Consider the following 25,378-nt stretch of genomic DNA (forward strand, 5'->3'; position numbering starts at 1 on the left):
TCTGGTCAACGACCAGTTGAGCGGATTCGCGTTTAAACTCTGCGCTGAAATTTCTTTTTTTCATTATGACACCTGTGTTGTTCTGAGGTGAGCATATCACCTCTGTTCAGGCCGCCAAATTCAGTAAACCACTTCATTAACAGTAGTAGGAAAAGCTGGAACAGGAAAGTGATTACCTATTAAGTGGAATGTGTGGTGCCGGGTGCCTCCCGGTGAACTGCAGTGTAACCAGCTACGGTCCGCATGTTGTCAGCCGATAATGATTGAACATTATTTGGTTACATTGCCCCTCCGCTCAGGGGGATTCACCACAAAAAAAAACTAACATTATGATATCCAGTCTTCAAGACTATCGTCAGTGAATCAGAACGCTGCTTGGCGTTTTGGCCAGTAAGATGAAACTGATTGAGATAAGCATGACTGAACGAATAAACCCTACTGGTTCATGCATATTGTCTGACGCCCCTTGAATGAGCTCATTACTCTAAACATCTCAGGAAGGTGATTTTGCGTAAATATCTGGCTCCCGGATGTTTTTTATCAAAAATTCAATGAAAACCTTTACCCTGGGGGCCACATGTTGCCTGTGAGGATAAATGGCATGCAAGGGGGCAGCTTGTGACTGATATTGCTTGAGGATCTGGCATAGCCTTCCGCTTTCAATATCATCCGCCACGTCCCAGATTGATTTTAATGCAATACCGTAACCATCTAGAGCCAGTTGTCGAATAACCTCCCCGTCATTTGAAGTGAAGGGGGAGTTAATCCGCACTGAGAGGTCTCCCAGTGACCAGTCAACGGATGACTCTGTGCCAGAATGGAGACATCGATGCCTGATAAGGTCTTGAGGTGTTTCGGGAACGCCATGAATTTGCACATAGTCTGGTGAAGCGCAAAGGATACGATAATTGTTGGCCAGCGGTCTGGAAATATAAGATGAATCCTCAGTCGCTCCGTAGCGGATAGCAACATCCATACCCGAGGCCACAAGATCAAGCACCGTATCGGTAAGTTTTAAATGAACTGATAACCTTGGATACATTGCCCCAAACTGCGCCAGCAACGGGGCTATTCTTCGACGCCCCAGCGACACAGGTGCGGTTACACGTAAAACACCGGCCACTTCCCTGCTATTTTGTCTGAGCATATCTTCCAGTGTTTCAAGATCCCCCAGGATACGAACAGCCTGTTCATAAAGTATTACACCTTCCTCCGTCAGTGATTGCCGTCTCGTTGTCCGCTGTAACAACCTGACTCCAAAGAGATGTTCAAGCTGCCGCATTTTTCGGCTTGCCGCTGGTATCGAAATATTGTGAGTGCGTGCTGCTCCGGAAATCGAACCTTCATCAATCACATCAATAAAAAATCGTAGCAGAGCGAAATTTCCGAAGTTCATTTGTGGTTACCATTTTTGTTAATAATCTATTGCATTGTAGGTCAATTGTTATTCATAGAGGTAACTATTAAATTGAGAAGACCAGCCGGAACCGGTGTTCTTCATTCAGGAACCGTCTCAGCGTGGGTCATCGATTTAAAAAAAGTGAGTACATCGGGGTAAACAGTCCGGGCAGATTACGGCTGTACCTCTGAAAGTATACCTAGTCAGACTGACTCAGATTTTAACTGGTTGTTGCCATGTATGAGGGAAGGCAAGGCGACGACGAATTCAATATTAACGAGGTAACCTCATGAAAAATCACTTCACTGATAAAAAAATTCTGGTCATTGGAGGAAGTTCCGGAATTGGAGAGGCAACGGCCCGGGCCTTTGCTGACGTCGGTGGACGAGTGACCATTGCGTCACGTAATATGCCGAAGCTTCAGGCTGCAGCTACACGGATTGGATTGGATATCGAAGTGGCAGAACTGAATACTACCAATGATGAATCAGTACAGCGTTTTTTCGAGGGAGCCAGTGGATTCGACCACGTTGTTGTCAGCGCTGCCCAGACGACTTCCGGGCCCGTGCGGGAGATGGCGCTTGAGGATGCGCGGCAGGCTATGAACAGTAAATTCTGGGGTGCCTATAACGTCGCAAGACACGCACGCATAAATAAAGGTGGCTCCCTGACTTTTGTCTCCGGATTTCTCAGCGTTCGTCCTTCCAAGCCAGTGTTACAGGGAGCCATTAATGCAGCAATTGAATCACTGAGCCGCGGTCTTGCCTTAGAACTTGCCTCATCTAACGTCAGGGTTAATACCGTATCACCCGGGCTGATTGCCACTCCCCTGTGGGACACTCTGGAGAGTTCAGCACGTCAGTCTATGTATGAAAAAGCCGCCTCAACACTTCCAGCCAGAACAATGGGGCTGCCTGAACACGTGGCAGATGCCATCCTCTATGTTGCAGGAAACCCTTATGCCACAGGTTCCACTGTTCTCATCGATGGTGGTGGGGCGATTGCATAAGGCCACACATCACTAAAAGCAGGCCTCGCCAGACTGGCTGGCGAGGTAATTTATAGTGAGGAAGACTCACCAGCCAGCATAAGGCTGTATTTCTTCACGTGTGACCTTCGGGGCATTCCGTATTGCGAGCGATAGTTTTTCTACCGCGCAGGTTATCTCATCCCGGGTAATAATTAACGGTGGCGTTATTTCCAGCACATTCCCCCCGACGTAGTACACCACCAGGCCCTCTTTCCATGCCTGATATACGACTTTTTGCGCGAGCGCCCGGTCCGGATTTTTGCTGCCGTCAGGAACGACTAACTCGATGCCAATAGCCAGACCATGCCCACGAACATCGCCGATCTCGGGTAAGTCCTTCGCCAGCTCACGCAGAAGTTGAATGAAGTAAAGCCCAGCCTGAGCCGCTCGTTCAGGCAGTTCTTCGTGCTGCAGCACACGCAACACAGAACGGCCTACGGCTGTACAAATAGGATTTCCTGCGGTGGTAAGCAATGCATGCGCTGCGGGACCACCAAGGATCTCTTTGGGGCCCACAGTGGCAGAAAGCGGCAAACCTCCACCTAACACTTTGCCAAAAGTGACGATTTCCGGAACGATGTTCTCATGCTGGAAGGCGTGCATCAGCCCGGGGCGCCCCAGACCCATTTTGACTTCATCGCATATCAGCGGCACACCCGCCTTTACGCATAATCGATGTAACCCACCTAAAAAACCTTTTGGTGGCACGACCATTCCACCATCCGACAGGATGGGTTCAACAATCACACAAGCCACATCACCTTGATCGAGCTGTTCTTTAACTTCGTGAAGGCTTGCGCTGACTGCCGCAGCGCCTTCATCATTGGTTCTGAATGGATTTGGATAAGTTGCCAGGTAGAGGTCTGGATCAGCTGCGTTACCTGCCGATATATGTACTCCGGATACTTCCATCGCCAGCCCGATACCTCCATGATACCCATGCGCAAAAGCCACCACCTTACGTTTTCCGCTGGCGAGCCGGCAGGCGCGAAGCGCCACGTCATTGGCATCGCTACCGGCATGTCCGAGATAGACGCAGCGATCCCCGTTGCCCGGGGTAATGGCCAGCAGCTCCTCTGCAAGTCCGACCGAATCCGGGTGTACCGCTGAAAGGCCACCGGCCCCGGCTGGATTCTGTGCAGCCCTGGTGATGGCCGCGGCGATTTCCGGGTGACCATGACCCAGTCCTGCCGCGGTCCAGGTGGCTGACAGATCGAGCAATTTCCGGCCACCTGCTTCAGTTAACCAGCATCCCTTGCCAGCGGTAACGGCTAACGGGAAGAAGCGTAACTTCTCAATCCCAGCTACGGACCGGGTGTCACGCTGATACAAACTGGCTGCTTCGTCAGGAAAGATCTGCTTGCTCATATCCACTCCTTTTGTACTGTCCTGGTTGCCACTTTATCACCTGGGGTTGCAAACTCTGACGCCAGGGACAATCCGATATTTCGTACGAGCTTGGGTGCCGAAATGATGGTGATCAGGCCGGCGATGCACCAGTAAAACGCCACCAGTGCCGGACTAAAGAGCTCTTCCTGGCCTGCCACATTGAAATATAACGACATCACCATAATGACGATGCCCAGCGCTGGCATGATCAGCTCCCATTTAGGGATGTTCTGACCCATGCGGGCGATAAAATTAATCACTCCAATCTCGATCATCAGATAGGCAACCATCAGGCAAACGGAGCCGATGATCGCAAAATAAAAGTATGCATCTATCGCGCTGTTACCCGTTCCCATTGCCGGTTTACCACTCAGCCAGGCCACAACATCAACCAGCAGACTGAGAATAAGTATCAGAGTTAGGGCGTTACGAGGTTGATGATTTTTATCTGACATTTTCGCAAAACACGCTGGACCAAACCCATCGCGAGCGAGCGCAAATAACAGACGGCTGGAGGTGGCGGCGGCAGATAAATTTGCCGCGAAAGCAGACATCATGGCGGTAAACAACATCGCTAAGGTAAATGCGGTGCCAACGTATGTTTGTGATAATGTACCCAGGGAGTTCGCTGAATTTTTGAAGGCATTCAGGCCCGACTCACTAAGGCCAAAACCAAGGGTTTGCACATACATCATCCCCACAAACAGCACACCGGTTAGCAGAATGGAACCCAGCAGTGCCAGCGGAATATTGCGCTTGGGGTTTTCTGTCTCTTCCCCGAGGGTGGCACAGGCTTCAAAGCCAGCCCAGGAGAGGAAAGCGGCGACGACGCCAGCCATTACCGCCTGAAAACTGACGCCATTCAAACTGAACAATGAAGCATGTTCTGCCCCTGTCGCCGGTTGATGTACGACAATCACTGCAGCCAGTACCAGCATCAATACAATGCCGAGCCCCTCAATCACCATCAGTACGCGAGCGACCGTCTTTCCATCATGAGAATTCAGGATCCAGCTAGATATCACTCCAACTGTCGCAGTGATAATCCATGGGATCTGAAAACCAGAGGAGGGGAATAATGCGGCCAGAAAAGCATTGGTAAATGCACCCAGTGCCGCAAGTGTGCCAATCGAAAAGAAAAGATACGTTCCCATAATGGCAAAACCGGAAAAGAACCCGGCGCGAGGACCGACAGTTTTTCCGACCAAACCGTAGGCACTACCAGCGTGATTATAAAATCGGGTCAAACGGATAAAACCATAGGCAATTAATGCTACCCCGATCAGACCTAATACAAACACAATCGGCAATGCCTTGCCAACTGAGTCGATCAACCCCTGCGCATTACCTGACATAGCCAGTGTTGGTCCAACCATTCCCAAAGAGAGCGCCAGAGCCTCCCAGAGTTTTAAACTTCGCTTTTTATTTGATGCATGACTCATCTTCATCACCCTCATAAGCGCAATTAATTAGCGAGATGTGTTATGGGTTGCCCCGAAGTTGTTCAGACTTAAACCGACCATGCGAAGCGGAATGTCTCCGTGATGGTTTCCAGCGGTAGATGTCCCCAGGTATCCTGTTCATGCTGGCGTACGGCGATCAGCGCGCCCAGTAGCTCCGGAGGTAACATTGACTGCGCCAGTGAGCTTTGTGCGAGACGGGTTAAGGCCTCGCTGTGGTTTGTTATAAGTCGCTGGATATTCTGCTCATTGCGTTCAGCTTCTGAGAGATCGGCTGGAGCAGATTGTGTAGGCTGCGGTAGGGGAAGTTCGTCTTTCAGACCAGCCAGCGCCATCCCAAGCACTGCCCCACAGGCAATGTAGGGGTTGGCAGCAGGATCTATACACTTAACTTCAAGATGTGCGCCATAAGGGTTGCCCCGATTTGCCGCACAGTAACGTACTGCGGCTTCCCTGTTTTCCAGTCCCCAGCAGGCATACGCGCCCGACCAGTGGCCGGGTTGCAGGCGTTCGGCAGACAATACTGACGGGGCAAGTAATGCCACCAATTCCGGCAGATATCGTACGATCCCCGCTATCAGGCTCCCGCCCTCAGCGGTAATACCGTAGATACCGGTACCGCCGGCCAGCAGAGGTTGCCCCTCACGTGTAAAGGAGTAATGCAGATGAGCACCGTTACCTGCTTCATTCGCAAATGGCCTTGGGGAGAAACTGACACGTAAATGGTGTTTGCGTGCAATGCGGCCCAGTAAAATACGTGTCAGCACCAGGCGATCCACCATCGTCACGGGATCGGCCGGTGCCAGTGAAAGCTCAAACTGACAGGAGCCATATTCAGCATGAAATTGTTCCAGGCCGACATTCGCTTCTTCAAGCGTTCTGACGAGATCATTGATCATCGACTCATGAGCCAGTAGCCCCCCTATACCGTAAGCGTGCCATCCGCTATGCCCCGGTACGTCCTGCTCTGGTAACAAATAGAATTCAAGCTCACCGGCTGCCAGAGTTTCGATACCCTGTTTTTGCAGCGCTGCGACCTGCTGGCGTAGAAAATGACGGCTGCACCAGGCGGCGTGCTGTCCTTCCTGTTCAAAAACATCCACCGGAGCCCAGCAAAAACCATCCTGGAATGTCACCAGTGAACTGATATCGGCGCGCAGGCGATGATCACCAACAGCCGTGAATGCCGGGATCCAGGCAATCGCGTTATCGGCACAGAACAGAGCCCAGGAAGGCGATGCTCCCACCCCTGACTGACAAAGGGTTTTGAGCCGGTTTACCGGGACAGATTTGCCTCGGATTACGCCCGCAGAGTCGACCAGCGAGGTAAAAAGGGTCGTGATCCCCAGAGCTCTGAGGTTTTCACTTATGCTTTGTAAATCAATGACTTCATCATCGACACCTACAGATTGCTTGCCCATTAAATCGAAAACTCCCGTTAAAGTTGGAATAAAAAACACCGCTTGATTCTTTTTATGTATGTTACATTCGTTGAAAAAAAGCAAGATGTGTAATATATATTAAATCCGTATGATTCAGACGTAACGCTTGTGGTAATGTTATTTGCCTGAAGTGGAATGAAGGAGAGCCAGGTGCTGGCACAACAGATAAAAGACAACATGGCGGAGCTAAGTCCTGTAGAGCGTAAAATTGCCAGGGCCATGCTGGCTGACTATCCCGGTGCTGGTTTAGGTTCGGTGCAAATGCTGGCCGATCGAGCTGGCGTCAGTCTGCCTTCCGTGGTGCGTTTTGCACGTCGAATGGGATATGGTGGTTTCGTTGATTTTCAGCAGGCGCTGAGGGATGAAATATCGGAACAGGCTAAAGGCCCTTTACAGCGCCTGGATAACTGGGTAACGACAGAAAGCGCATCGTCGTTGATAGAGGCCGCCATAACATCCTCGACACTGGCGATACAGTGTTCCTTACGTGACATAGCGGAATATGAGATCGCTGAAGCCACCCGTCTCATCGGTGCTAAAGAACATCATATAATCCTCGGTGGCGGTCGTATCAGCCAGTCTCTGGCAATGTATTTTGGCCGCAACCTGCAACAGGTGAGACGCGGTGTTGAAGTGCTCGCCGAAAACCATCACGATCGTATTCAGCAGATCATCGACGTTAATAAAAATGACGTATTCGTGTTGTTCGATTTTCGTCGTTACCAGCAGGATATGTATCAACTGGCACAGGAGATTGTGGCACGCGGTGCCACACTCATAGCCGTAACGGATACCCAACTTTCCCCTATAGCTTCTCTCGCTAAAGTCGTTCTGGCTATCCATGTCGAAACGCCATGGCTTTTTGATGGGTACGCCGCCGGTATTGTCCTCATTGATGCCATTATCGCCAGCATTATGGAAAGCCAGGGTGATAAAACCGTGCAGCGCCTGCAGCAGTGGGAAGCACTTGGCCCCCTATCTTTAAATGCAAAATCCAAATGAGGTAATAGAGACGTGAGCGCCCCCCTTCTTTTTTCAGATGAACCTGCTCCGGTAATGGTGGAAAACCAATCGGGCATTTCTCCTTTTTTGATCCTTTGTGACCATGGTGGAAAACGTATCCCGCGCCAGCTTGGCGATTTAGGTTTACCGCAGCATGAAATAGATCGACATATCGGCTGGGATTTGGGCGTGCTGACTGTGTCCCGACATATGAGTCGTTTACTCAACGCCCCACTGGTGCATCAGATATATTCCCGACTGGTGATTGACTGTAACCGGCAACCAGGTATCCCCAGTTCCATCCCGGAGGTATCTGAAGCCACTACCATTCCGGGAAATATCGGCTTGACCCAGCAGGAGCGTGACCAGAGGCGTGACGAAATTTTCACTCCTTATCATGATGCTATACGCGCGATACTGACTGAAAGGAAGAAACACGGTATTCCGACCTGTATCCTCGCGATGCACAGCTTTACACCGGTATATCATGGTGAATCGCGGCCATGGGAGATCGGTGTTCTGTACCAGCATCAGGCTGAATATGCTCTGACGGTACTGGAGCGATTAAAACAAACCCGGCGATGGTGTGTTGGAGATAATCTGCCTTACTCCGTTTCAGATGTGACTGACTATGCTGTTCCTCAGCACGCCATTAAAAATGAACTCCCCTATGTTGAAATCGAAATTCGTCAGGATTTGATTACAGAACCAGAAGGACAACGAACCTGGGCTGAAGATCTGGCTCAAATATTTACAGATAGCTGGGACATTCTCACCAGTCAACAATATAAAAAAGAGGCATAACGAATGTTTAAACCGTCCAGCCGTGAGATCCCAATTGAGAAGCAAGCCGCAACGCTGTTATTTATTGATGTACAAAATTACAATGCTCGCCGTGATGGTGGGGAATATGTCGGGATGTCGACAACCGAACTGAATGAGAGGTTCGGCTACTTCTTTGATATAATTGAACGCGAAACAATTTCTAATATGCAAAAAATCCAGACTGCATGTCGTGCAAGTCAGATTGAAGTGATGTATACCGTTATAGAAAGTCTGACCAAAGATGGCCGTGACCGCAGCCTAGACTACAAAATTACCGGCTTTAACGTGCCGCGTGACTCCTGGGACGCGCAGGTTCTGGAAGCTATTGCTCCTGGTGATGATGAAATTGTTCTGTCGAAAACCTCTTCCAGCGTATTTATCTCGACCAACATTGATTATGTACTACGTAACCTTGGTACCCGTTATCTTGTGGTTGCGGGTTTTCTTACCGACCAGTGTATTGAAAGCGCAGTACGTGACGCCTGTGATCTGGGATACTTGGTAACCTTAGTGACTGATGCTTGCGCGACACTGTCGGCTGAACGCCATCAAAACTCTCTCAACGCTATAAAAGGTTATTGCAGGCAAATCACTACACAGGAGTTTCTCAATGAACTCTCCGCTGGATAAGCGGCAGCCGGCTTTGTTGAATAAATCGAACTTTTGCTGAGTTGAAGGATCAGATCACGCATCTTCCCGACAACGCAGACCGTTCCGTGGCAAAGCAAAAGTTCAGAATCACCAACTGGTCCACCTACAACAAAGCTCTCATCAACCGTGGCTCCCTCACTTTCTGGCTGGATGATGGGGCGATTCAGGCCTGGTATGAGTCGGCAACGCCTTCATCACGAGGAAGGCCCCAGCGCTATTCTGATCTCGCCATCACCACCGTTCTGGTGATTAAACGCGTATTCCGGCTGACCCTGCGGGCTGCGCAGGGTTTTATTGATTCCATTTTTGCCCTGATGAACGTTCCGTTGCGCTGCCCGGATTACACCAGTGTCAGTAAGCGGGCAAAGTCGGTTAATGTCAGTTTCAAAACGTTCACCCGGGGTGAAATCGCACACCTGGTGATTGATTCCACCGGGCTGAAGGTCTTTGGTGAAGGCGAATGGAAAGTCAGAAAGCACGGCAAAGAGCGCCGTCGTATATGGCGAAAGTTGCATCTGGCAGTTGACAGCAACACACATGAAATCATCTGTGCAGACCTGTCGCTGAACAATGTGACGGACTCAGAAGCCTTCCCGGGTCTTATCCGGCAGACTCACAGAAAAATCAGGGCAGCATCGGCAGACGGCGCTTACGACACCCGGCTCTGTCACGATGAACTGCGGCGTAAGAAAATCAGCGCGCTTATCCCGCCCCGAAAAGGCGCGGGTTACTGGCCCGGTGAATATGCAGACCGTAACCGTGCTGTTGCGAATCAGCGGCTGACCGGGAGTAATGCGCGGTGGAAATGGACAACAGATTATAACCGTCGCTCGATAGCGGAAACGGCGATGTACCGGGTAAAACAGCTGTTCGGAGGTTCACTGACACTGCGTGACTACGATGGTCAGGTTGCGGAGGCTATGGCCCTGGTACGAGCGCTGAACAAAATGACGAAAGCAGGTATGCCTGAAAGCGTGCGTATTGCCTGAAAACACAACCCGCTACGGGGGAGACTTACCCGAAATCTGATTTATTCAACAACAAAGCCTCGTCGAATTTTCCTGTTCTATTACCCCCATCCACGGGACGGGGGAATCTGTTTTGCTTTCCGTTGTGTTTATTATAATATATTGGTCTTTTGTACTAGTTTATAGGATCGATTTCGTGGAATATAGCTCTATAACTGATGTCAGAAATCATATCGATCAGATAGACAGTGAGCTGGTCAAACTCATAGCTCAGCGTGCTCAATGCGTTAAAGCTGCAGCGGCGTTTAAAACTGATCAGGCATCCGTGCGTGCACCTGACAGAGTACAACAGATCATCGACCGGGTACGTAAGCAGGCCACTGAAGCAGGACTTCCCGAAACGATTATTGAAAAAACCTATCGGGCGATGATTGGCGCATTCATTGATTATGAACTCGGGCAACACCAGCAGCTGCAGAAGACGAAATCCGGCCCTGAATAACCCGCCCCTTCACATAACCAACGTTTTCTTCTCCATCGCTGTCCAGCACGTGACGGCTGTGAAGTCCAGCGGAGTATCGCTTAGGCAGCATTCCGGTGCCAGGCTACACAGCATGTTGCTGTGTAGCTACATCGTGCCGTAACTCAGGCGTAGGCGGGTACCTTCCACTCCCCCTGTTCCGCACAGTAGAAAACCAGCTCATCCCTTTTAACCCGGAGAACGGACGTGTCAGCATTCTTCAGCCTCCACAGGCACAGCAAGTTGGATCTTCGTCTTTTTTTCTGGTGGGTTTTATTCTGCTCCCCCCTCTACCATCAGAGTGGGGAGCATCCTCACAGGATTTGAATGAGACGACGAAGAGGATGGCCAGCATCACCATTCTGATAAGAGGTTCCTCTCACAGGCAGCAAAAGAACATGCGTAAGACAACATACCCTTGAGGGTCTTGACCTTCAACGTGCCCGACCCGGCCCCCGCCGCGCGGACGAAAAAAAGAGAAAAAATAAAAAAAAGAAAAAAAGAATATGCCGAAAATGTGCACAGTCGCGACCCACGCAGAGCGTGGCACTCCGGAGCAAAGGCTTTGTAGGGCTATAGGGCATGTTGTCTTACGTTTTGAGTGTGATGGTCCGTTCCCACCAGCTTTCATGAATTGTCCCGCCGGGTGGACTGCTATAAAGTGCATACCAGCACTGCAGCCCCTGCCGGTGATGATGAATAATTCCGTCCGGCGAGTATTGAGCAAGACCTTCACTACGTATTAAAACCTGGAACTCCGGGATGACGATGCCTGAGGTGATTTACCACCGGGAGTAAAAATTCGTTTATGGCGCCAGCAGCTGGTACCTGGCAGAGTTAAGTTCTTATCGCAAAGGATGATAAAAATGAGCCATGGCAAATGTGAGCCGACAAACACGAATGCCGCCGATTACAAGCTGTACGCGCGATTCGATGCTGGTGAAACGCTTGAAAGCGTTTTAGCCTCTCCACCGACCACGAAGCACAATAAAGTAACTTCTGAAGGAAACATCAGGACAGAACACAGAATGTGGATGGCGTGGAGAAAGAAGCATCCCAGACCACTCTGATTATCAGTGACGATTAATAAGGATAAAACATGCGAACGACAAGTATCACCCTGTGTCTGGTTTTGGCGAGTTTTGGTGTATCCGCGAAAATCCTTGCAGGGCCAGACCTTACTAACCAGGCAAATAAAACGTGTGCTAAACGAGATGTACTGGAACTGAAAGTCCCTTTAGAAGCCAATAATCCCTCCTCCCCCACATGGGGTTTGGACAAGGGCATGGTGCAGGCCACAATTGACGCACTGAAAGAAAATCCAGACATCGCCCCGGCTGACTCCGTAGCCTGCCAACAGGCTGCAATAAAACAGTATCGGGCTGGGCAAAAACACTACAGTAAGCTCAAGTAGCTGCCGTGATGCCCACCAGCTGAAACCTGTGTGTGGTATAAAAAACCCCGTAGCGCTGGTGCAAAACAGACCAGCGCATTCCAGTTCTCAATCCCGTTCTGTGCTGTAGGCCCCTGTCGCATTCAGGCCTGAATTACCGTGCAAGGAAACATTTCAGTAAGCCATCTGGATACAAAAACTGGTGGTATAGCCACTTTAGCTTAATGCTAATGTATGCGTACATTAGCTTTAAATTTATGTTATTTACCCTTCTCCCTTCCTGGATGCCTTAACCTGGGTCTGATAGTCGCGCTTTACCCGCTCAATTTCCGCCAGAGTTGCCGCCCAGTGCAGCCCTGCGGCGTGACGATATCTGGTTGCCATTTTTTCAACGGCCTCCGGAGTGCTGTCATCGCTGCGGTGCTGCCGTCCCTTCACCCCGAAAATTTCCACTATAAGCCACTGGCTACCGGTTCTGCCGAACAAGGCCTGACACAGCCGCCTCACGGCAAGCGGGGTCAGATCCGGGTCGGGATCATACGCGATGGTTGCAAAAATAAAACGCAGCATCTCAGAGGTTTTGTAGCGTTTTACCGCTGCCGCCAGCCGGGCAGCTCTTTGCGGCGCTTCCCAGCGGTCGTCGCTGTAACCTGCCACTTCAGAGAGATAGTCCTTTTCGAGCTGTTTAGCCGTGTAGCAACGTCCCCCCAAAAACATCCGCATAGCTTCTTGCGTTTCAGCTCTCACGTATCTTTTCCCCAGCCAAAGCTAATGTACGCATACATTAGCATTAAGTATCAGGTTAAACAAAAACCAGGAAACCGATCTGATTTAGTGCATGTGGCTGTCTCTTTTGAATTATAGCTTTTGCGTTCTGGTATACAGGTTACCCCTCCCCCCTCTTTTCCCGCTGGTCTACTGTAGTCGACACAAAAGACAGGAACTGCGGTATGTCCTGATAATATTGTTTGAGTTTTAATCACGAAGCAGAGGGTATCGCATACAGTAGACACAACGCAGCCAGAATAACGCTCGATGTAAAATTTAGATCGTTGTCGCCTGCAGAAGACATTCCTGGTATCGACTCTGGTGCATCCAATACTGACACGTTCCCGGATCATGGCAGAGCATCCAGTAGACACGGTATGGAAGGACGTCAGTCCTCACCTTTCCGTCTGTTTTGACTGTGTCGGAGACGACGGTTGCGGTTATTGTTGATGCCTTTGGCCGTCAGGTGAATACCTGTCAGTCAGGTAACTCTGTCGTTACATTTGATGCCCGAAAATCATAATTACCACATATTAATCCGGGCATTCCGGAAAATTGTGCCTGCCTGAAGAGTATCAAACGATACCTGTCTCCCCTCCTCTGAATTATCTGCTCAGTCGAGAACCTTGACGATCGGGTGATTCAGTTTCGGCAAATGGCAGCATGATAATGTCAGCCAACAGCGTGCTGGTGAATTTATTGTCGGGCCAGACGAATTCTGTTTGTCACTGCATACTGCATGCCGGGCAGAGGAGTGAACAACGACCGAACTGAAACAGTTGCAGCGTCGTATGGAGAAAGAATGGGTTGGTTTCAGGCGGTGCTTCGGCCGGTTTCAAACAGTGTCTGACCGACTTCTGGTAAGTTTCTCCCTTGCTGTCTGGTGATTCTGTCTTGCCCGGATTGTTGACTATTGATGATGGTGTTTATCCACAGCTTAGAATAATAACAGAAGCTTAACTAAAGCTAAGAAAAGGACAAAAAAGACTAATAAAAGAATAACGTTTTAGTGAGGCCTTGAACTACGGGGATCTCAGGCCATCTCTGTCAACGCTGGCGGGTATTCTATCATTGCTGGCGGGTGAACCATCATCGCCAGAGGGTATACCATCAACGCTAACGGGGCAATTATCATCGCCAGAGGGTAGATTTTATCAACGCCAGCGGGTAATCTGGTAAAAATATCCACATCCGGGATTTTATAAAATGGCCAATGATAACAATCAGTTAGCGCTAATTATCACTGAGCAAGATAAAAGTTCTGGTGAAGTTATACATTTGGTTCCTAACTCAAAACAGAGTATTCAACCTAAATCGCTACTGCGATTGGGGGTCTTTGTTCCGACAGTCAAGGATGGCAGCGACCCTATGGCACGAGGTCATGTCATCGATGCAACGACTGAGTTGTGTCGTCTTTCTTCTATCGCTGGAGAGGGGTACGAAAAGATTAGTATTTTTGGGCCCAGGCTTGATATGGATACGGATTTCAAAGTCTGGCTAGGGATCGTGGACACACTCGCCAACACGTTTCTTGAGCCTGATGGGACTGTTAGGGTCAATTTTATTGATTTTGCTTTCAGTTGTGGGCTTGCTACAAAACGAGTTGATTCAAGGTTAAGGAAACGTTTTAGCGACTCACTGACACGGATCCAGCACACCCATTTCCAGTTCATCAAAAACTCAACAGTAGAAGGGAAAAAAGTAAAGATCGACATGAGCCTGGTGTCTACTTCTTACTATGATGAGGGAACCGATGAGGTCATTATCAGGCCAAATCCGGATTTGAATACTCTGTATCGTGTCGACGGGAAGACCCGACTTTACTTAAAAATATTGAAGACCCTGTCTCGAAAAGAATCAGCCCAGGCACTGTATCTTTATCTAGTTGAATTACCTGACCATTTTTATCGCATTGGATTCGACCGCTTAAGAGAACGGTTGCAGCTGACTTCACACAAAGGTGCTCAGAATGCGACGATAAAAAAAGCGTTAGAGCAACTGGATGAAGCTGGTTTTTTAAAATACACGATAGAAAAAAATCGTGGGGATTATGTACTGGTCATTCTTAGTCGAAACAAAAAAGTTACCTGAGTTATTTAGGTAAAATCAGTCATTTACATTACACACTGACTCCAGAGTGTAGTTTCAAGAGTTCGGGTTTTTAGCTAACGCAGCAAACCGCACCAGGTAATTACGCTCCAGGGATGAGGCTTTACACCAGCAGCACCCTGTTTACCCGCCAGCGTTGAGGATGACCACCAGCAGCGACCACGCTTACCCGTCAGCGTTGAGGATGGTCACTGGTATCGCCCCTGTTTACCCGCCAGCGTTGACGGTGACCACCGACAGCGGCCACGCTTACCCGCCAGCGTTGAGGATAGCCACCGTCAGCGGCCACGTTTACCCGCCAGCGTTGAGGATAGCCACCGTCAGCGGCCACGTTTACCCGCCAGCGTTGAGGATGAGCACCGGCAGCGGCCCCTCTTACCCGCCAGCGTTGAGGATAGCCACCGTCAGCGGCCCCGTTTGCCCGCCAGCGTTGAGGATGAGCACCGGCAGCGGCCACGTTTACCCGCCAGCGTTGAGGATAGCCACCGTCAGCGGCCACGCTTACCCGCCAGCGTTGAGGATAGCTACCGTCAGCGGCCACGCTTACCCGCCAGCGTTGAGGATAGCCACCGTCAGCGCCCCCGTTTACCCGCCAGCGTTGAGGATAGCCACCGTCAGCGGCCACGTTTACCCGCCAGCGTTGAGGATGAGCACCTGCAGCGGCCCCTCTTACCCGCCAGCGTTGAGGATAGCCACCGTCAGCGGCCCCGTTTGCCCGCCAGCGTTGAGGATAAGCACCGCGGCGGTCCCGTTTATCCGTCAGCGGTCACGTTTGCCCGCCAGCGTTGAGGATGAGCACCTGCAGCGGCCCCGCTTACCCGCCAGCGTTGAGGATGAGCACCGTCAGCAGTCCCGCTTACCCGCCAACGTTGAGGATAAGCACCGTCAGCGCCCCCGTTTGCCCGCCAGCGTTGAGGATAAGCACCGGCAGCGGCCACGTTTACCCGCCAGCGTTGAGGATAGCCACCGTCAGCGGCCACGCATACCCGCCAGCGTTGAGGATAGCTACCGTCAGCGGTCACGTTTACCCGCCAGCGTTGAGGATGAGCACCGGCAGCGGCCCTGTTTGCCCGCCAGCGTTGAGGATGAGCACCGTCAGCAGTCCCGCTTACCCGCCAACGTTGAGAATGATTCCCCTCCACCGACCCCGTTAACACGCCAGCTTTGACACTACCAGCGACTACAGTCGACATTAAAATCGCCGTGACCTGCTGCAGCGTGATATACGCCCGGCTGGCATCAAAAGAATCTTAACCAAACAGCACACATCCAGCGGTACAGGAGGCCAGATTTAACCCGGGGCAGAAACAGATTGATCTATAGCGACTTGTTAGGATCATTTAGCAAAAACCAATCCCGAAAGGCCTGCTTGCTATCGAAGGTGGGAAGGTTATGTATGGACAAGTTCCAGTTAATGATTTTCACTATAAAAGACAAAAATTCAATTTCAGCCTCATTCAGTACACCCTCTCCTTTTTTCCGTATATAGAAGTCATACCATCGTTCGTAGGCGGCAACATTGATAGATTCAGATGCTTCCAGAAGCCGGGGGATATAATAAACCAGTTCTTCAAAGGCAATACTGCCTTGAGGGATATCAGAACGGCTCAGGCGACAAAGAAGGTTAATCGTGGCTCGAAGGTGATGCCACTGCTGTGCCGGGGAGGATGGGAGGGCGTTCATGCTTATCGGAAGTTCATGAGGAATTAAAGCAAGGATCTGATTTCCACTGGTAGACAGCTCACGCCGGTACTGGTGTAAAGTATGGTGTTTAACCTTCTTCATCATAGGATGGTAGATCCATTTTTTCGCTTCCTCAGAAACGAAAAGTAACTTTTCTATCGCATCCATCATCTTTATGCCTTCCCCATTCTCACGATATGGAGCGATGATACTTTCAATCCGAACGGCATCGATCTCCACCAGCGCCAGCTGGTCTGTTTGCGCTAACAGGTCTGGATTGGGCTGGATATCCTCCGACGTATCATTAATAAATATCCCGATTGTCGTATCGTTACATATCCCTGTGAGGTCAGCATTAAGGCCACAAACAATCCCACCACCAGCGAGATTTTTGAGGTTAACTATCCCTTTCTCCTTACCCTGCAGAAGATGAGGGAGAGCAAGGTATTTTTTTTCCTGTATTTTCACCTTTATGTATTTTTTTATATGTTGTAGTGTGAGCTCACTACAAACCCCTTTTACTTCTGTGCTGTGGCTAAAATGCCATTTTTTATTTTGACCCTGCCTGGCAATCAGGGAGGTCCCACAGATGAGGCAGATACAGTTACACGAAAGCCCATTTTCAACGCTGGCGATATCAACAATTTTATTTGAATCCGTATCAAATCCAAACGGGATCCATTTTTGTGCATTACGTCGCATGTATATTCCTCGTTAAAAATGAGTAAAGGAATTCTACATCATCCGTTTTTATCAAACCTGGAATAACAGCTTCTAATTACATTATTCATATCTCATCGGGGATGAGATGCCACACGGAAGCAGGTATTTTGTCATAGTTTTTTTTCATGTAGATCTCAGCCCTGCGGTGATCATAAGCTCCGTTCAGGCTGGTTATCTTATTTATATCCCCACCTTCATCATTTAATTTATCCAGGATACGCTCAAACACTCGGTCAAGGGTTTCAGTCGTACTGCACTTTCTGAACTTCAGGAGATAGGTTTCTCTCAGGCTACTGTGCGCATTTGGGCTTTTCAACAACGACGCTCCGGGGCATGTTCAAAAACACTGGGTATTTTCGAAAACAGTAAACGAAGTTCCACGCACAGGCAAGAGAAGCCATTTGATTAATTCACGTTCTGCCTGGATTTGAAAAAAAACAATGTTACTATACTGGTTATAAAAACAGTATCAGTGAAAAGACATGAGATCTTCCCATGACAGATAAAACCAAACTGGTTGCTATCTCACGAACCGATGACATGAGTGCTCTGGATGCACTCAAGCTGTTGCGGTTTCGCCGGTACAATACGGCCAGAAGTCAGTTAAGGGTCACGAGTGTCTGGTCTGCATGGTGCGCCAGGCACGGTCTGACCCCCTTCCCGGTCACAGCGGTTGATGTCGAGCGCTATATTAATGGGCTGAATGGATCCGTTAAAATGGCGACTATCTCTCATTTTATTGCATGCCTTTCAAGCGTTAACAGCAGCCTGGGTTTTCCAGACTTCCGCAACGTTCTGATAAAAGCACTGGTTCAGGTATGGCGGGCGCGGGAGAATGAGAAAAAAATCGTCACCGGTCAGGCCCTTCCATTTCTTATATCCGATCTCAATATTCTTCGCCGGTCGCTGCATAAAAGCGATGACCTGAGAGACATACGGGACCTTGCAATGATATGGGTTGGGTTTGAAACCCTGCTGCGTAACGTGGAAATTCGAAGGATTAAAACCGGCGACCTGAAATGGCAAAATGACACGTCCTGTTACCTTCTGGACGTCATGCGGACCAAGACAAGCCTTTCAAGTAACCTGACATTTCAGCTCTCACCACAATGCAGTCAGCATGTCAGACGGTTGATTGAGACGGTGGAATACACCGATACCGAAACCTTCGGGCACCGTTTTCTTTTTCAGCCTGTAAACATCCATACAAACCGATATTTCCCGTCCACCAGCAGTAAGCTATCACGGGGAAAATCCATAGACAGGATGCTGGTCAAAGCAGGATTCAGTGAGGGGTTACTGACGCAGCTACAGAATGAATCAAAGGTATCACGGGAAGATGTTGGTATGCTGTCCTCTAATTCACTGAACCAGGCATTTGCACGCCTCTGGGGGATTGCCGGGAAGGTCGGCGACAGTAACCGACAGTCCGGGCGGTACCGGACATGGACAGGACACAGTGTGCGTGTGGGGGGAGCCATAGAGCTGTTTAAGGCCGGGTACTCCCTGGAAAAGATTACCGAGATGGGGAACTGGTCTGATCCAAAGATGGTCTTCCGTTATATCCGTGGATATCTTGCCAGTGAAAAAGCCATGGTAAGCTTTATGCGTAATCATCTGGACGACATATAGATTTTACTGAGAGAAACGCCAGCACTCAGCAACATGTTTCTGAGCGCTGGTCACTTATGAACTTTTCAGATATTCAGTTCTTTCAAATCTGTCACAACAAAATCCCCTTTTCCTGAAAGACTGTCAAAATCATCGAGTGTAAATTCATGGGTGTGATACCAAATGACCCTGCATGTGGGGCAGGTAACAGGTAACAAATCTTCCGCTAACTTTTCGCTGTTATGGATAACCTCACCCATCTCGTTATGTTCGACAATATAACCACTTATGCAAAGGGTTTCGTACCCATGAGCACCGGTAACAATATGGGTTGCTGTTCTCTCACGAATTTCCCCATTAATTTTAATCTGCTCTCGAGTGGTAATCGTTCTTTTATTATTCATGAAAACTCCGGATGATATTTAAAAACGGTTGACATTGCTCCCTGCTCGGAATAATTGCGAAGGCAGCCAGGAAACCGGAAAATACGTTACCCTGTGCCTGAATCAGTTCTGGTGCGTCTCACGAAGGAAAATGAGAGGCGATATCATAGATTATCCTTTTTGAGCAGCTTTTTCTTCTTTTCTTTGTTTTTTTAATCTCCGTTTTTCCCGGAAATTTGCAACGGTATAGAGAGTGACAGATGCAATAAAATTCACCAGTGCAGCAAACTCTACTGCCAGATTGATCACGGCAGGTTTGACAGGAAGCCAGAGTGAGACAAGGAGAAGGAGGAACGATGTGATACACCGTAAGGCGTGTACATTAGAGCCTCCACTCTGGTTAATCATACCCGTACCGGAACAGATTTTGTTTGTCAGATAATTTAATCCGAATGCACAAACAGCAGTTACTAACAAGAAAATCGCGTAAGTCATTTTTCCTCCAGAGGTTTTAATCTTAATTTGACCACGTTAACCAGTTTCATTATTCCCGCCTCATCCGGTACGAAAATGTAACGACATCTCGGCCATGTTGCGTGTGTAAATATCTTACCAGCGGTGTTGATATTCAGAGGCATAAGCCTTTCGGTCTTGCTCAACGGCATTTTCTCTATCGGGATCAACGCTGACTTAAAACTTTTTATCATTAAGTCGAGAGGGGTTTTACAATCTTTATTGCTCATCGTTTCTGTGTAACGGATCATCCCGGCAATCGTTACCTGTATCGTTCCTATATCAGATTCGAATTTCGGCAGCACCGGCCTGTAAGGAATTTCAAAATCCACACTGGTAAGCGCCTGTTCGTAACCCTGCTCATTTGTTTCTGCAACCGTTTTAAGGCCTGGAAACCGGGCGTGCATAAATTTGATAATCTTTACCACATTGGGCGTGCTGGCCTGACGCTGATATATCTCTGGCAGCCATGTGGACGTGGTGGCCCATGTCGTGGTGCATGCATAAGTTTTTTGCTCCATATGCCATAAAATAGAGGTGTCAGCCAGGAAGTGATGAACAGTCAACAGCTCGGCCAGCAGCCGATCTTCATCTGGATGTGTTATGGCATTTTTGAAACAGACCTGTACACGGAAACGTTCTTTTGCAGACAGAAAAGTGTTTCCCCTACTGACGGCCACTTTGTATAACCTCCTGGCCGGATCAGTTTCACAAATCCCGGTTAGAATCCGGCTCATTTTGACTCCCTGATAACTTCCACCAGCCCTATACGGGGCAGGACAGAACGATATTTTTCATTAAAATCGCCGCGCTTCTGCCTTTCACCTTTTACGTAATTTTTTAACGGATTAAACCGGCCCGGTTCGCTGAACAAAATTAATGGTAAAGGCGCGCGAAAGTTGAGTTTGTACGGCCCATGAACATCATCTGGATCTTCAGGACTGGTGTACCGGATATTGACGTTAACAGCCGGAAAGTTACTTTCCCGGATGAGCCGAAATTTTCTCAAATTTTCATCGTCATGACTCACTTCGTCATTGAGCAACGACAGCATCATGATTTCTTCGGTTCGTTCCTGTTTCAGCCGTTCAACATCCTGTTTTGTCAGACTGATATCCGGCTGGAGCTCAATTATCTCCCTGCGTAAGCGGTCGATAACCGTTTCCAGACGGGTAAATTTATGAATGACAGGGATTTGCCAGGTGAACCCCAGGGAGCGAATTTGCTCAGTAACGATCCGGATATTACGGGACACCTGTAAAGTCACCAGCCACGGGTAAACCTGGTGCAGAATTTCTGACCGGGAGTCCTGGTAATGAGTGATAGCTTTTACAGCATCAGCAAATTTGTCGCGAAGCCGGTTGATTTCGCCCACCAGCGACATCACCTGATCATGATTGTTTCTGACCACAACGAACCCGGGATATTTTCGGGTGATTTTGGTTGAATAATGCTCATCTCTGACATGGACTTTATCAACCCGCTGCTGCCGATAAATATCCACCAGGGTGTCGACGTCGGGTACCGAATGAGTCACATTGATTTCCTGTGGAGGATTCAACTCCTCAACACTACGGGGCTCCGGGAGCGTGGCAAGGTAAGATGAGCCGATATCGCTGTGACGGAGTAAACTGTGCAGCTCACCGAGTTTGCGTAGTTGCTCTTCGTTGTAATGGGCAAAGTCAGTATTCATATCGTCTCCCGTATCGTATTCCTGAACGTGCGACGGTAATCGTTAAACAAACTCTGGTAAAGACTTAAACGTCAGCCATACAGGCTGGCGTCGCCCGTCCCTGCATACTCTGACGAGGCGATAACGGTTTTTCTCCATCGTGACCAGCCAGTACCCATCGGAGACAGGGCGATCGAGAGTGAACAGTTTTAACCCGTAAAAACCCATCGAGGTAAACAGACGCCCTTCCCGCTCCCGGAAAGAGACCGTAAAGGACGGGAACAGAAGCCAGAATGCAGTGAAGAAAACATACCAGGTATACGGAACAGTCAGTTGTAGAATTTCATAGTTCCTGACGGTAGCTGTGACCAGGCCAAGGCTGAATACAGCAGCAATGCTGGCATATACTTTGAAAGACGCGCTATCGGAGTTTTTCCAGGTAATACCACTAATACAATGCACTTTGCTCATCGCCTTGCCTCAATGTAGTTGTCTGCGCACTTTCATCCGGGGAAGAATTTCTTTCTCCCACAGAGACCTTGCATTCCCATGCCCCCCCAGGAGTTGCATTGCACAAACCCTGTTAAACACGGTTACTTCTTTCCTGATTGCCTGGGTTTGGCTGTCTGTGAGCTCAATGCATTCCGGTACCAGCTGCATAACACCGTTCATCATTTCGGCCTTTATGAGGCCTGGACCGTCTTTAGGGTCGGCCTCACAGGATTCCTTTACATTAAACCCGAATGAACAAAGAAGCTGGCCCTGTGCCTTAGGCCCCATCTGGACCCCCCGGCTATCGACGGTAAAGCGGACGATCGCGTAATCCCCTCCCTGATCGCTGGTTATGTTTCTTACCAGCATGCTGACCGGAGTCATATGAAGCCAGCTGTAGATACCCAAAACAATTTCTTCTTTTAAAATCATATTCAATTTTGGATTGGCCCCTATATTTCCATACACTTTTTATCACTTAACCTATTACTGGTTCGCCGCCGCAGATATTCCCGTGGCGAACGATACCCCAGTGCACTGTGCGGATGCCATTCGTTGTAATGTTCGAAGGCCTCCGCAAGGTTCTTTACCGCTGTTAACCCGTCAGGTTTTGGCATGATGCTGATGTAATCGCGCTTCATCGTTTTCACGAAGCTCTCTGCCATCCCGTTGCTTTCCGGGCTACGTACCGCCGTATGTTCAGGCTCCAGTCCTACCATTCTGGCGAACTGACGCGTCTGATAAGAACGGTAGGCTGAACCGTAGTCTGTCAGCCGCTCAACTGGGGATGTCGGCAGGCTGTTACCGAAACGACGCTCCACGGCACCCAGCATGACGTCCTGCACGGTTTCACTGTCATATCCACCGTTACTGGCCGCCCAGTAAAGTGCCTCGCGATCGCAACAGTCCAGCGCGAACGTGACCCGCAGTTTTTTACCGTTATCACAGCTGAACTCGAAGCCGTCAGAGCACCACCGCTGGTTACTTTCTACAACGGCCACTTTCCCTGTATGCGCCCGCTTCGATGGCGGTATTTCCGGTTTACGCTCAAGCAGCAGCGCATTCTGACGCATGATGCGGTATACACGTTTGGCATTGATCACCGCCATGTCGTCAGTTTCTGATTGTCTGCGCAGCAGTGCCCATACCCGACGATAACCATAGGTGGGCAGATCGCCGATAACGGTATGGATACGTGCCAGCGCTTCAGTATCATCAGGCTTGCGCTTGCGTCGGCGATCCTGCCAGTTCTTCGACCTACTGACTATGGCATGCAGTTGCGCACGTGAGATCCGAAGGCAACGACTGACGAGGCCTATTCGCCATCCTCCGGCAACAAGGGCACGTGCGCTATCCACTTTTTTTGTCGGCCATATTCAACGGCTTCTTTCAGCAGCTCGTTTTCCATGGTTTTCTTGCCCAACAGGCGCTGCAGCTCTTTAATCTGCTTCATCGCAGATGCCAGCTCCGACGCGGGTACAACCTGTTCACCCGCGGCAACCGCAGTGAGACTGCCTTCCTGATATTGCTTACGCCACAGGAACAGCTGACTGGCAGCAACACCATGCTGACGGGCGACCAGCGACACGGTCATTCCGGGTTCAAAGCTCTGCTGAACAATGGCGATTTTTTCCTGAACACTTCGCCGCCTGCGCTTCTCTGGACCTAAAACATCAATCATCCGGACTCCAACGACTGTAAGCGTTAAGTGAGCGCCGTATTGACGGTTATTTATCGGTAAGAACCACGTTCCATGGCAGCAGTTCGGCCACTTTGTTGCTGGGCCACTCCGGCAGTACGCTCAGGATATGGCGAAGGTAGGCTTCCGGATCGATACCATTCAGCCTGCACGTCCCGATCAGTCCGTACAGCAGGGCTCCGCGCTCACCACCGTGGTCGCTGCCGAAGAAGATAAAATTCTTTTTCCCAAGACAGACGGCACGAAGGGCTCGTTCGGCAGCGTTGTTATCAGGCTCTGCCAGGCCATCTTCACAGTCGTAGCACAGCGCATCCCACTGGTTCAGGACATAAGCGAACGCTTCGCCCAGACGGGACTTTTTCGACAGCGTCTCATTTTTTTCTACCAGCCATTCATGCAGCGATGCCAGCAGTGGTTTGCTTTGCGATTGTCTGGCTGCCAGACGCTCTTCTGTCGTGAGGCCGCGTATTTCTTCTTCTATCGCGTACAGCTCACCGATACGTTTCAGGGCTTCTTCTGCTGTCGCTGTGTGAGTGCTTATATAGACATCATGGATTTTTCGGCGGGCATGCGCCCAGCATGCGGCTTCTGTCAGCGGCCCTCCTTCACGTTCCGGACTGAACAACCGATCGTAGCCTGCGAAGGCATCCGCCTGCAGCACACCATGATAGTGGCGAAGGTGTTGCTGAGGATGTTTTCCCTGCCGGTCTGGCGAGAAGGCGAACCATGCCGCTGGCGGATCTGATGAACCTGCGCTTCTGTCGTCACGTACATACGTCCAGATACGCCCGGTTTTCGTCTTCTTTCTGCCCGGTGCAAGCACCGGAACCGGAGTGTCATCCGTATGCAGTTTGCGGCAGTCCATCACGTAGTGATAAAGGGCCTCATCCAGCGGGGCCATTAACCGGCAACATGCATCCACCCAGTTGGAGAGCAGAGCCCGGCTCAGATCCACGCCCTGACGGGCAAAGATTTCGCACTGGCGATACAGCGGCAGGTGTTCGCAGTATTTGGCCGTTAACACGCGGGCCAGCAGACCCGGCCCGGCGATACCCCGATCGATGGGACGTGATGGCGCAGGTGCTTCAACGATACAGTCACATCGGGTGCAGGCCTTTTTCACCCTGACCGTGCGGATCACTTTCAGGGCGCTGGAGACCAGTTCCAGCTGCTCCACGCTGACTTCGCTGAGGTACGCCATACCGCTGCCGCATTCCGGACAGCTGGTTTCCGCAGGATCCAGCCGATGTATCTCGCGGGGAAGGTGTGCCGGTAACGGGCGACGATGGCGGGACTGACGTAACTGGCGAGGTACCTGCGGATCGTCTTCCCGTCCGTTGTAGCGATCGCTTTGCTGCTCCTGCTGTTTCAGCAGGGCTTCGGCTTCTTCAACCTGTCGGCGAAGTTTTTCGGAGCGGGTACCGAACAACATTCGACGCAGTTTTTCTATCTGTGCCCGCAGATGCTCTATCTCGCGCTCTTCGTTCTCTATTTTCTCTTCTGCGCGGGCCAGTGCAGAACGCAGGAACGACTCAGTCTCTGCAACGAGACTGAGCTGACTGTCTTTCTGGCGAAGCGCGTCTTCCAGCGCAGCGATACGGGCGAGATAGTCGTGATTCATAACCGCTTTTATAATGCGGTTATGA

Annotated in this window: 25 protein-coding genes; 10 read left to right on the top strand and 15 right to left on the bottom strand. The window is 50.0% G+C overall.

Going from position 1 to position 25,378, the window contains the following annotated elements; genetic code table 11:
* Positions 1-493: 493 nt before the first annotated feature.
* Positions 494-1,396 carry a LysR family transcriptional regulator gene (locus ACLH1I_RS24340; protein WP_004181695.1) on the bottom strand — a complete coding sequence of 301 codons (903 nt, stop codon included), beginning with the start codon at positions 1,394-1,396 and terminating at the stop codon, positions 494-496.
* A gap of 292 nt (positions 1,397-1,688) precedes the next feature.
* On the opposite strand from ACLH1I_RS24340, the gene ACLH1I_RS24345 reads away from it, so the two are divergent.
* A complete protein-coding gene (locus tag ACLH1I_RS24345) occupies positions 1,689-2,408 on the top strand; it encodes an SDR family oxidoreductase (protein WP_040217073.1) in 720 nt (239 codons plus the stop codon).
* Between the two features lie 66 nt (positions 2,409-2,474).
* Here the strand turns inward: ACLH1I_RS24345 and ACLH1I_RS24350 are convergent, their stop codons facing one another.
* The 3 genes from ACLH1I_RS24350 to ACLH1I_RS24360 all read right to left on the bottom strand — a co-directional run bounded on the left by ACLH1I_RS24350 (position 2,475) and on the right by ACLH1I_RS24360 (position 6,699).
* Positions 2,475-3,797, bottom strand: coding sequence for an aspartate aminotransferase family protein (locus ACLH1I_RS24350; RefSeq protein WP_040217071.1), 1,323 nt, complete (start codon positions 3,795-3,797; stop codon positions 2,475-2,477).
* Positions 3,794-5,260 (bottom strand): APC family permease, encoded by a 1,467-nt coding sequence (locus tag ACLH1I_RS24355; protein ID WP_049165011.1) that lies wholly within the window; start codon positions 5,258-5,260, stop codon positions 3,794-3,796. The genes ACLH1I_RS24350 and ACLH1I_RS24355 overlap by 4 nt, the downstream gene beginning before the upstream one ends.
* Positions 5,261-5,328: 68 nt before the next feature.
* Positions 5,329-6,699: a glutamine synthetase family protein gene (locus ACLH1I_RS24360; RefSeq protein ID WP_043875145.1), complete on the bottom strand. Its 1,371-nt coding sequence runs from the start codon at positions 6,697-6,699 to the stop codon at positions 5,329-5,331.
* A gap of 171 nt (positions 6,700-6,870) precedes the next feature.
* Between ACLH1I_RS24360 and ACLH1I_RS24365 the strand changes: the two genes are divergently transcribed.
* The 6 genes from ACLH1I_RS24365 to ACLH1I_RS24390 all read left to right on the top strand — a co-directional run bounded on the left by ACLH1I_RS24365 (position 6,871) and on the right by ACLH1I_RS24390 (position 12,100).
* Positions 6,871-7,722, top strand: coding sequence for a MurR/RpiR family transcriptional regulator (locus ACLH1I_RS24365; RefSeq protein WP_043875152.1), 852 nt, complete (start codon positions 6,871-6,873; stop codon positions 7,720-7,722).
* A 12-nt stretch (positions 7,723-7,734) separates the two neighbouring features.
* Complete coding sequence (locus ACLH1I_RS24370) at positions 7,735-8,526, top strand: N-formylglutamate amidohydrolase (RefSeq protein WP_040217067.1); 792 nt, start codon at positions 7,735-7,737, stop codon at positions 8,524-8,526.
* A 3-nt stretch (positions 8,527-8,529) separates the two neighbouring features.
* A complete protein-coding gene (locus ACLH1I_RS24375; protein ID WP_023328945.1) occupies positions 8,530-9,177 on the top strand; it encodes an isochorismatase family cysteine hydrolase in 648 nt (215 codons plus the stop codon).
* A 41-nt stretch (positions 9,178-9,218) separates the two neighbouring features.
* Positions 9,219-10,187, top strand: a complete 969-nt coding sequence (locus ACLH1I_RS24380; protein WP_077263866.1) for an IS5 family transposase — start codon at positions 9,219-9,221, stop codon at positions 10,185-10,187.
* 175 nt (positions 10,188-10,362) lie between these two features.
* Positions 10,363-10,668 carry a chorismate mutase gene (locus tag ACLH1I_RS24385; protein ID WP_023328947.1) on the top strand — a complete coding sequence of 102 codons (306 nt, stop codon included), beginning with the start codon at positions 10,363-10,365 and terminating at the stop codon, positions 10,666-10,668.
* A 1,117-nt stretch (positions 10,669-11,785) separates the two neighbouring features.
* Entirely contained in the window at positions 11,786-12,100 is a 315-nt protein-coding gene (locus ACLH1I_RS24390; protein WP_058837182.1) for a hypothetical protein, read from the top strand.
* Between the two features lie 243 nt (positions 12,101-12,343).
* On the opposite strand, the gene ACLH1I_RS24395 is transcribed toward ACLH1I_RS24390, so the two are convergent.
* Complete coding sequence (locus tag ACLH1I_RS24395; RefSeq protein WP_169510637.1) at positions 12,344-12,826, bottom strand: hypothetical protein; 483 nt, start codon at positions 12,824-12,826, stop codon at positions 12,344-12,346.
* A 1,227-nt stretch (positions 12,827-14,053) separates the two neighbouring features.
* Here ACLH1I_RS24395 and ACLH1I_RS24400 point away from each other — a divergent pair.
* Both ACLH1I_RS24400 and ACLH1I_RS24405 read left to right on the top strand, forming a co-directional pair.
* Positions 14,054-14,938 (top strand): RepB family plasmid replication initiator protein, encoded by an 885-nt coding sequence (locus ACLH1I_RS24400; RefSeq protein WP_004186900.1) that lies wholly within the window; start codon positions 14,054-14,056, stop codon positions 14,936-14,938.
* A gap of 160 nt (positions 14,939-15,098) precedes the next feature.
* Positions 15,099-16,124 (top strand): hypothetical protein, encoded by a 1,026-nt coding sequence (locus ACLH1I_RS24405; RefSeq protein ID WP_177952218.1) that lies wholly within the window; start codon positions 15,099-15,101, stop codon positions 16,122-16,124.
* A gap of 149 nt (positions 16,125-16,273) precedes the next feature.
* On the opposite strand, the gene ACLH1I_RS24410 is transcribed toward ACLH1I_RS24405, so the two are convergent.
* A complete protein-coding gene (locus tag ACLH1I_RS24410) occupies positions 16,274-17,341 on the bottom strand; it encodes a hypothetical protein (protein ID WP_016946353.1) in 1,068 nt (355 codons plus the stop codon).
* An 85-nt stretch (positions 17,342-17,426) separates the two neighbouring features.
* Entirely contained in the window at positions 17,427-17,681 is a 255-nt protein-coding gene (locus tag ACLH1I_RS24415) for an Hha/YmoA family nucleoid-associated regulatory protein (protein ID WP_016946352.1), read from the bottom strand.
* A gap of 176 nt (positions 17,682-17,857) precedes the next feature.
* Here ACLH1I_RS24415 and ACLH1I_RS24420 point away from each other — a divergent pair, with 176 nt between their 5' ends.
* Positions 17,858-18,994 carry a tyrosine-type recombinase/integrase gene (locus ACLH1I_RS24420; protein ID WP_014386529.1) on the top strand — a complete coding sequence of 379 codons (1,137 nt, stop codon included), beginning with the start codon at positions 17,858-17,860 and terminating at the stop codon, positions 18,992-18,994.
* A gap of 65 nt (positions 18,995-19,059) precedes the next feature.
* Here the strand turns inward: ACLH1I_RS24420 and ACLH1I_RS24425 are convergent, their stop codons facing one another.
* From ACLH1I_RS24425 to ACLH1I_RS24460, 8 genes are all read right to left on the bottom strand, one after another.
* Positions 19,060-19,377 carry a hypothetical protein gene (locus ACLH1I_RS24425; protein WP_004026552.1) on the bottom strand — a complete coding sequence of 106 codons (318 nt, stop codon included), beginning with the start codon at positions 19,375-19,377 and terminating at the stop codon, positions 19,060-19,062.
* Between the two features lie 150 nt (positions 19,378-19,527).
* Positions 19,528-19,851, bottom strand: a complete 324-nt coding sequence (locus tag ACLH1I_RS24430) for a hypothetical protein (protein ID WP_004197568.1) — start codon at positions 19,849-19,851, stop codon at positions 19,528-19,530.
* Entirely contained in the window at positions 19,848-20,606 is a 759-nt protein-coding gene (locus ACLH1I_RS24435) for a hypothetical protein (RefSeq protein WP_048298751.1), read from the bottom strand. The genes ACLH1I_RS24430 and ACLH1I_RS24435 overlap by 4 nt, the downstream gene beginning before the upstream one ends.
* On the bottom strand, positions 20,603-21,562 hold the full coding sequence (locus ACLH1I_RS24440) for a DNA replication terminus site-binding protein (RefSeq protein WP_048298752.1): 960 nt from the start codon (positions 21,560-21,562) through the stop codon (positions 20,603-20,605). Before ACLH1I_RS24440 ends, ACLH1I_RS24435 begins: the two co-directional genes overlap by 4 nt.
* 42 nt (positions 21,563-21,604) lie before the next feature.
* Positions 21,605-22,012, bottom strand: coding sequence for a hypothetical protein (locus tag ACLH1I_RS24445; RefSeq protein ID WP_004186937.1), 408 nt, complete (start codon positions 22,010-22,012; stop codon positions 21,605-21,607).
* A gap of 9 nt (positions 22,013-22,021) precedes the next feature.
* Positions 22,022-22,465 (bottom strand): hypothetical protein, encoded by a 444-nt coding sequence (locus tag ACLH1I_RS24450; RefSeq protein WP_020477096.1) that lies wholly within the window; start codon positions 22,463-22,465, stop codon positions 22,022-22,024.
* Positions 22,466-22,485: 20 nt separating this feature from the next.
* A protein-coding gene (locus ACLH1I_RS24455) for an IS3 family transposase (RefSeq protein ID WP_093515582.1) occupies positions 22,486-23,714 on the bottom strand; the annotation gives its coding sequence in 2 pieces (ribosomal slippage) (positions 22,486-23,399 and positions 23,399-23,714; 1,230 coding nt in all).
* Between the two features lie 46 nt (positions 23,715-23,760).
* Positions 23,761-25,353, bottom strand: a complete 1,593-nt coding sequence (locus ACLH1I_RS24460; protein WP_048298753.1) for an IS66-like element ISKox1 family transposase — start codon at positions 25,351-25,353, stop codon at positions 23,761-23,763.
* Positions 25,354-25,378: the final 25 nt, after the last annotated feature.

The organism is Klebsiella sp. 1SOBk10mer, assembly GCF_046602535.1.
GTDB classification, from domain to species: domain Bacteria; phylum Pseudomonadota; class Gammaproteobacteria; order Enterobacterales; family Enterobacteriaceae; genus Klebsiella; species Klebsiella quasipneumoniae.

Coding starts and splice junctions, on each gene's coding strand:
- ACLH1I_RS24340 (WP_004181695.1), bottom strand. CDS start 1,396: ATGAACTTCGGAAATTTCGCTCTGCTACGATTTTTTATTGATGTGATT.
- ACLH1I_RS24345 (WP_040217073.1), top strand. CDS start 1,689: ATGAAAAATCACTTCACTGATAAAAAAATTCTGGTCATTGGAGGAAGT.
- ACLH1I_RS24350 (WP_040217071.1), bottom strand. CDS start 3,797: ATGAGCAAGCAGATCTTTCCTGACGAAGCAGCCAGTTTGTATCAGCGT.
- ACLH1I_RS24355 (WP_049165011.1), bottom strand. CDS start 5,260: ATGAGTCATGCATCAAATAAAAAGCGAAGTTTAAAACTCTGGGAGGCT.
- ACLH1I_RS24360 (WP_043875145.1), bottom strand. CDS start 6,699: ATGGGCAAGCAATCTGTAGGTGTCGATGATGAAGTCATTGATTTACAA.
- ACLH1I_RS24375 (WP_023328945.1), top strand. CDS start 8,530: ATGTTTAAACCGTCCAGCCGTGAGATCCCAATTGAGAAGCAAGCCGCA.
- ACLH1I_RS24390 (WP_058837182.1), top strand. CDS start 11,786: ATGCGAACGACAAGTATCACCCTGTGTCTGGTTTTGGCGAGTTTTGGT.
- ACLH1I_RS24400 (WP_004186900.1), top strand. CDS start 14,054: ATGGCCAATGATAACAATCAGTTAGCGCTAATTATCACTGAGCAAGAT.
- ACLH1I_RS24405 (WP_177952218.1), top strand. CDS start 15,099: ATGACCACCAGCAGCGACCACGCTTACCCGTCAGCGTTGAGGATGGTC.
- ACLH1I_RS24410 (WP_016946353.1), bottom strand. CDS start 17,341: ATGCGACGTAATGCACAAAAATGGATCCCGTTTGGATTTGATACGGAT.
- ACLH1I_RS24420 (WP_014386529.1), top strand. CDS start 17,858: ATGACAGATAAAACCAAACTGGTTGCTATCTCACGAACCGATGACATG.
- ACLH1I_RS24425 (WP_004026552.1), bottom strand. CDS start 19,377: ATGAATAATAAAAGAACGATTACCACTCGAGAGCAGATTAAAATTAAT.
- ACLH1I_RS24430 (WP_004197568.1), bottom strand. CDS start 19,851: ATGACTTACGCGATTTTCTTGTTAGTAACTGCTGTTTGTGCATTCGGA.
- ACLH1I_RS24435 (WP_048298751.1), bottom strand. CDS start 20,606: ATGAGCCGGATTCTAACCGGGATTTGTGAAACTGATCCGGCCAGGAGG.
- ACLH1I_RS24440 (WP_048298752.1), bottom strand. CDS start 21,562: ATGAATACTGACTTTGCCCATTACAACGAAGAGCAACTACGCAAACTC.
- ACLH1I_RS24445 (WP_004186937.1), bottom strand. CDS start 22,012: ATGAGCAAAGTGCATTGTATTAGTGGTATTACCTGGAAAAACTCCGAT.
- ACLH1I_RS24450 (WP_020477096.1), bottom strand. CDS start 22,465: ATGATTTTAAAAGAAGAAATTGTTTTGGGTATCTACAGCTGGCTTCAT.
- ACLH1I_RS24460 (WP_048298753.1), bottom strand. CDS start 25,353: ATGAATCACGACTATCTCGCCCGTATCGCTGCGCTGGAAGACGCGCTT.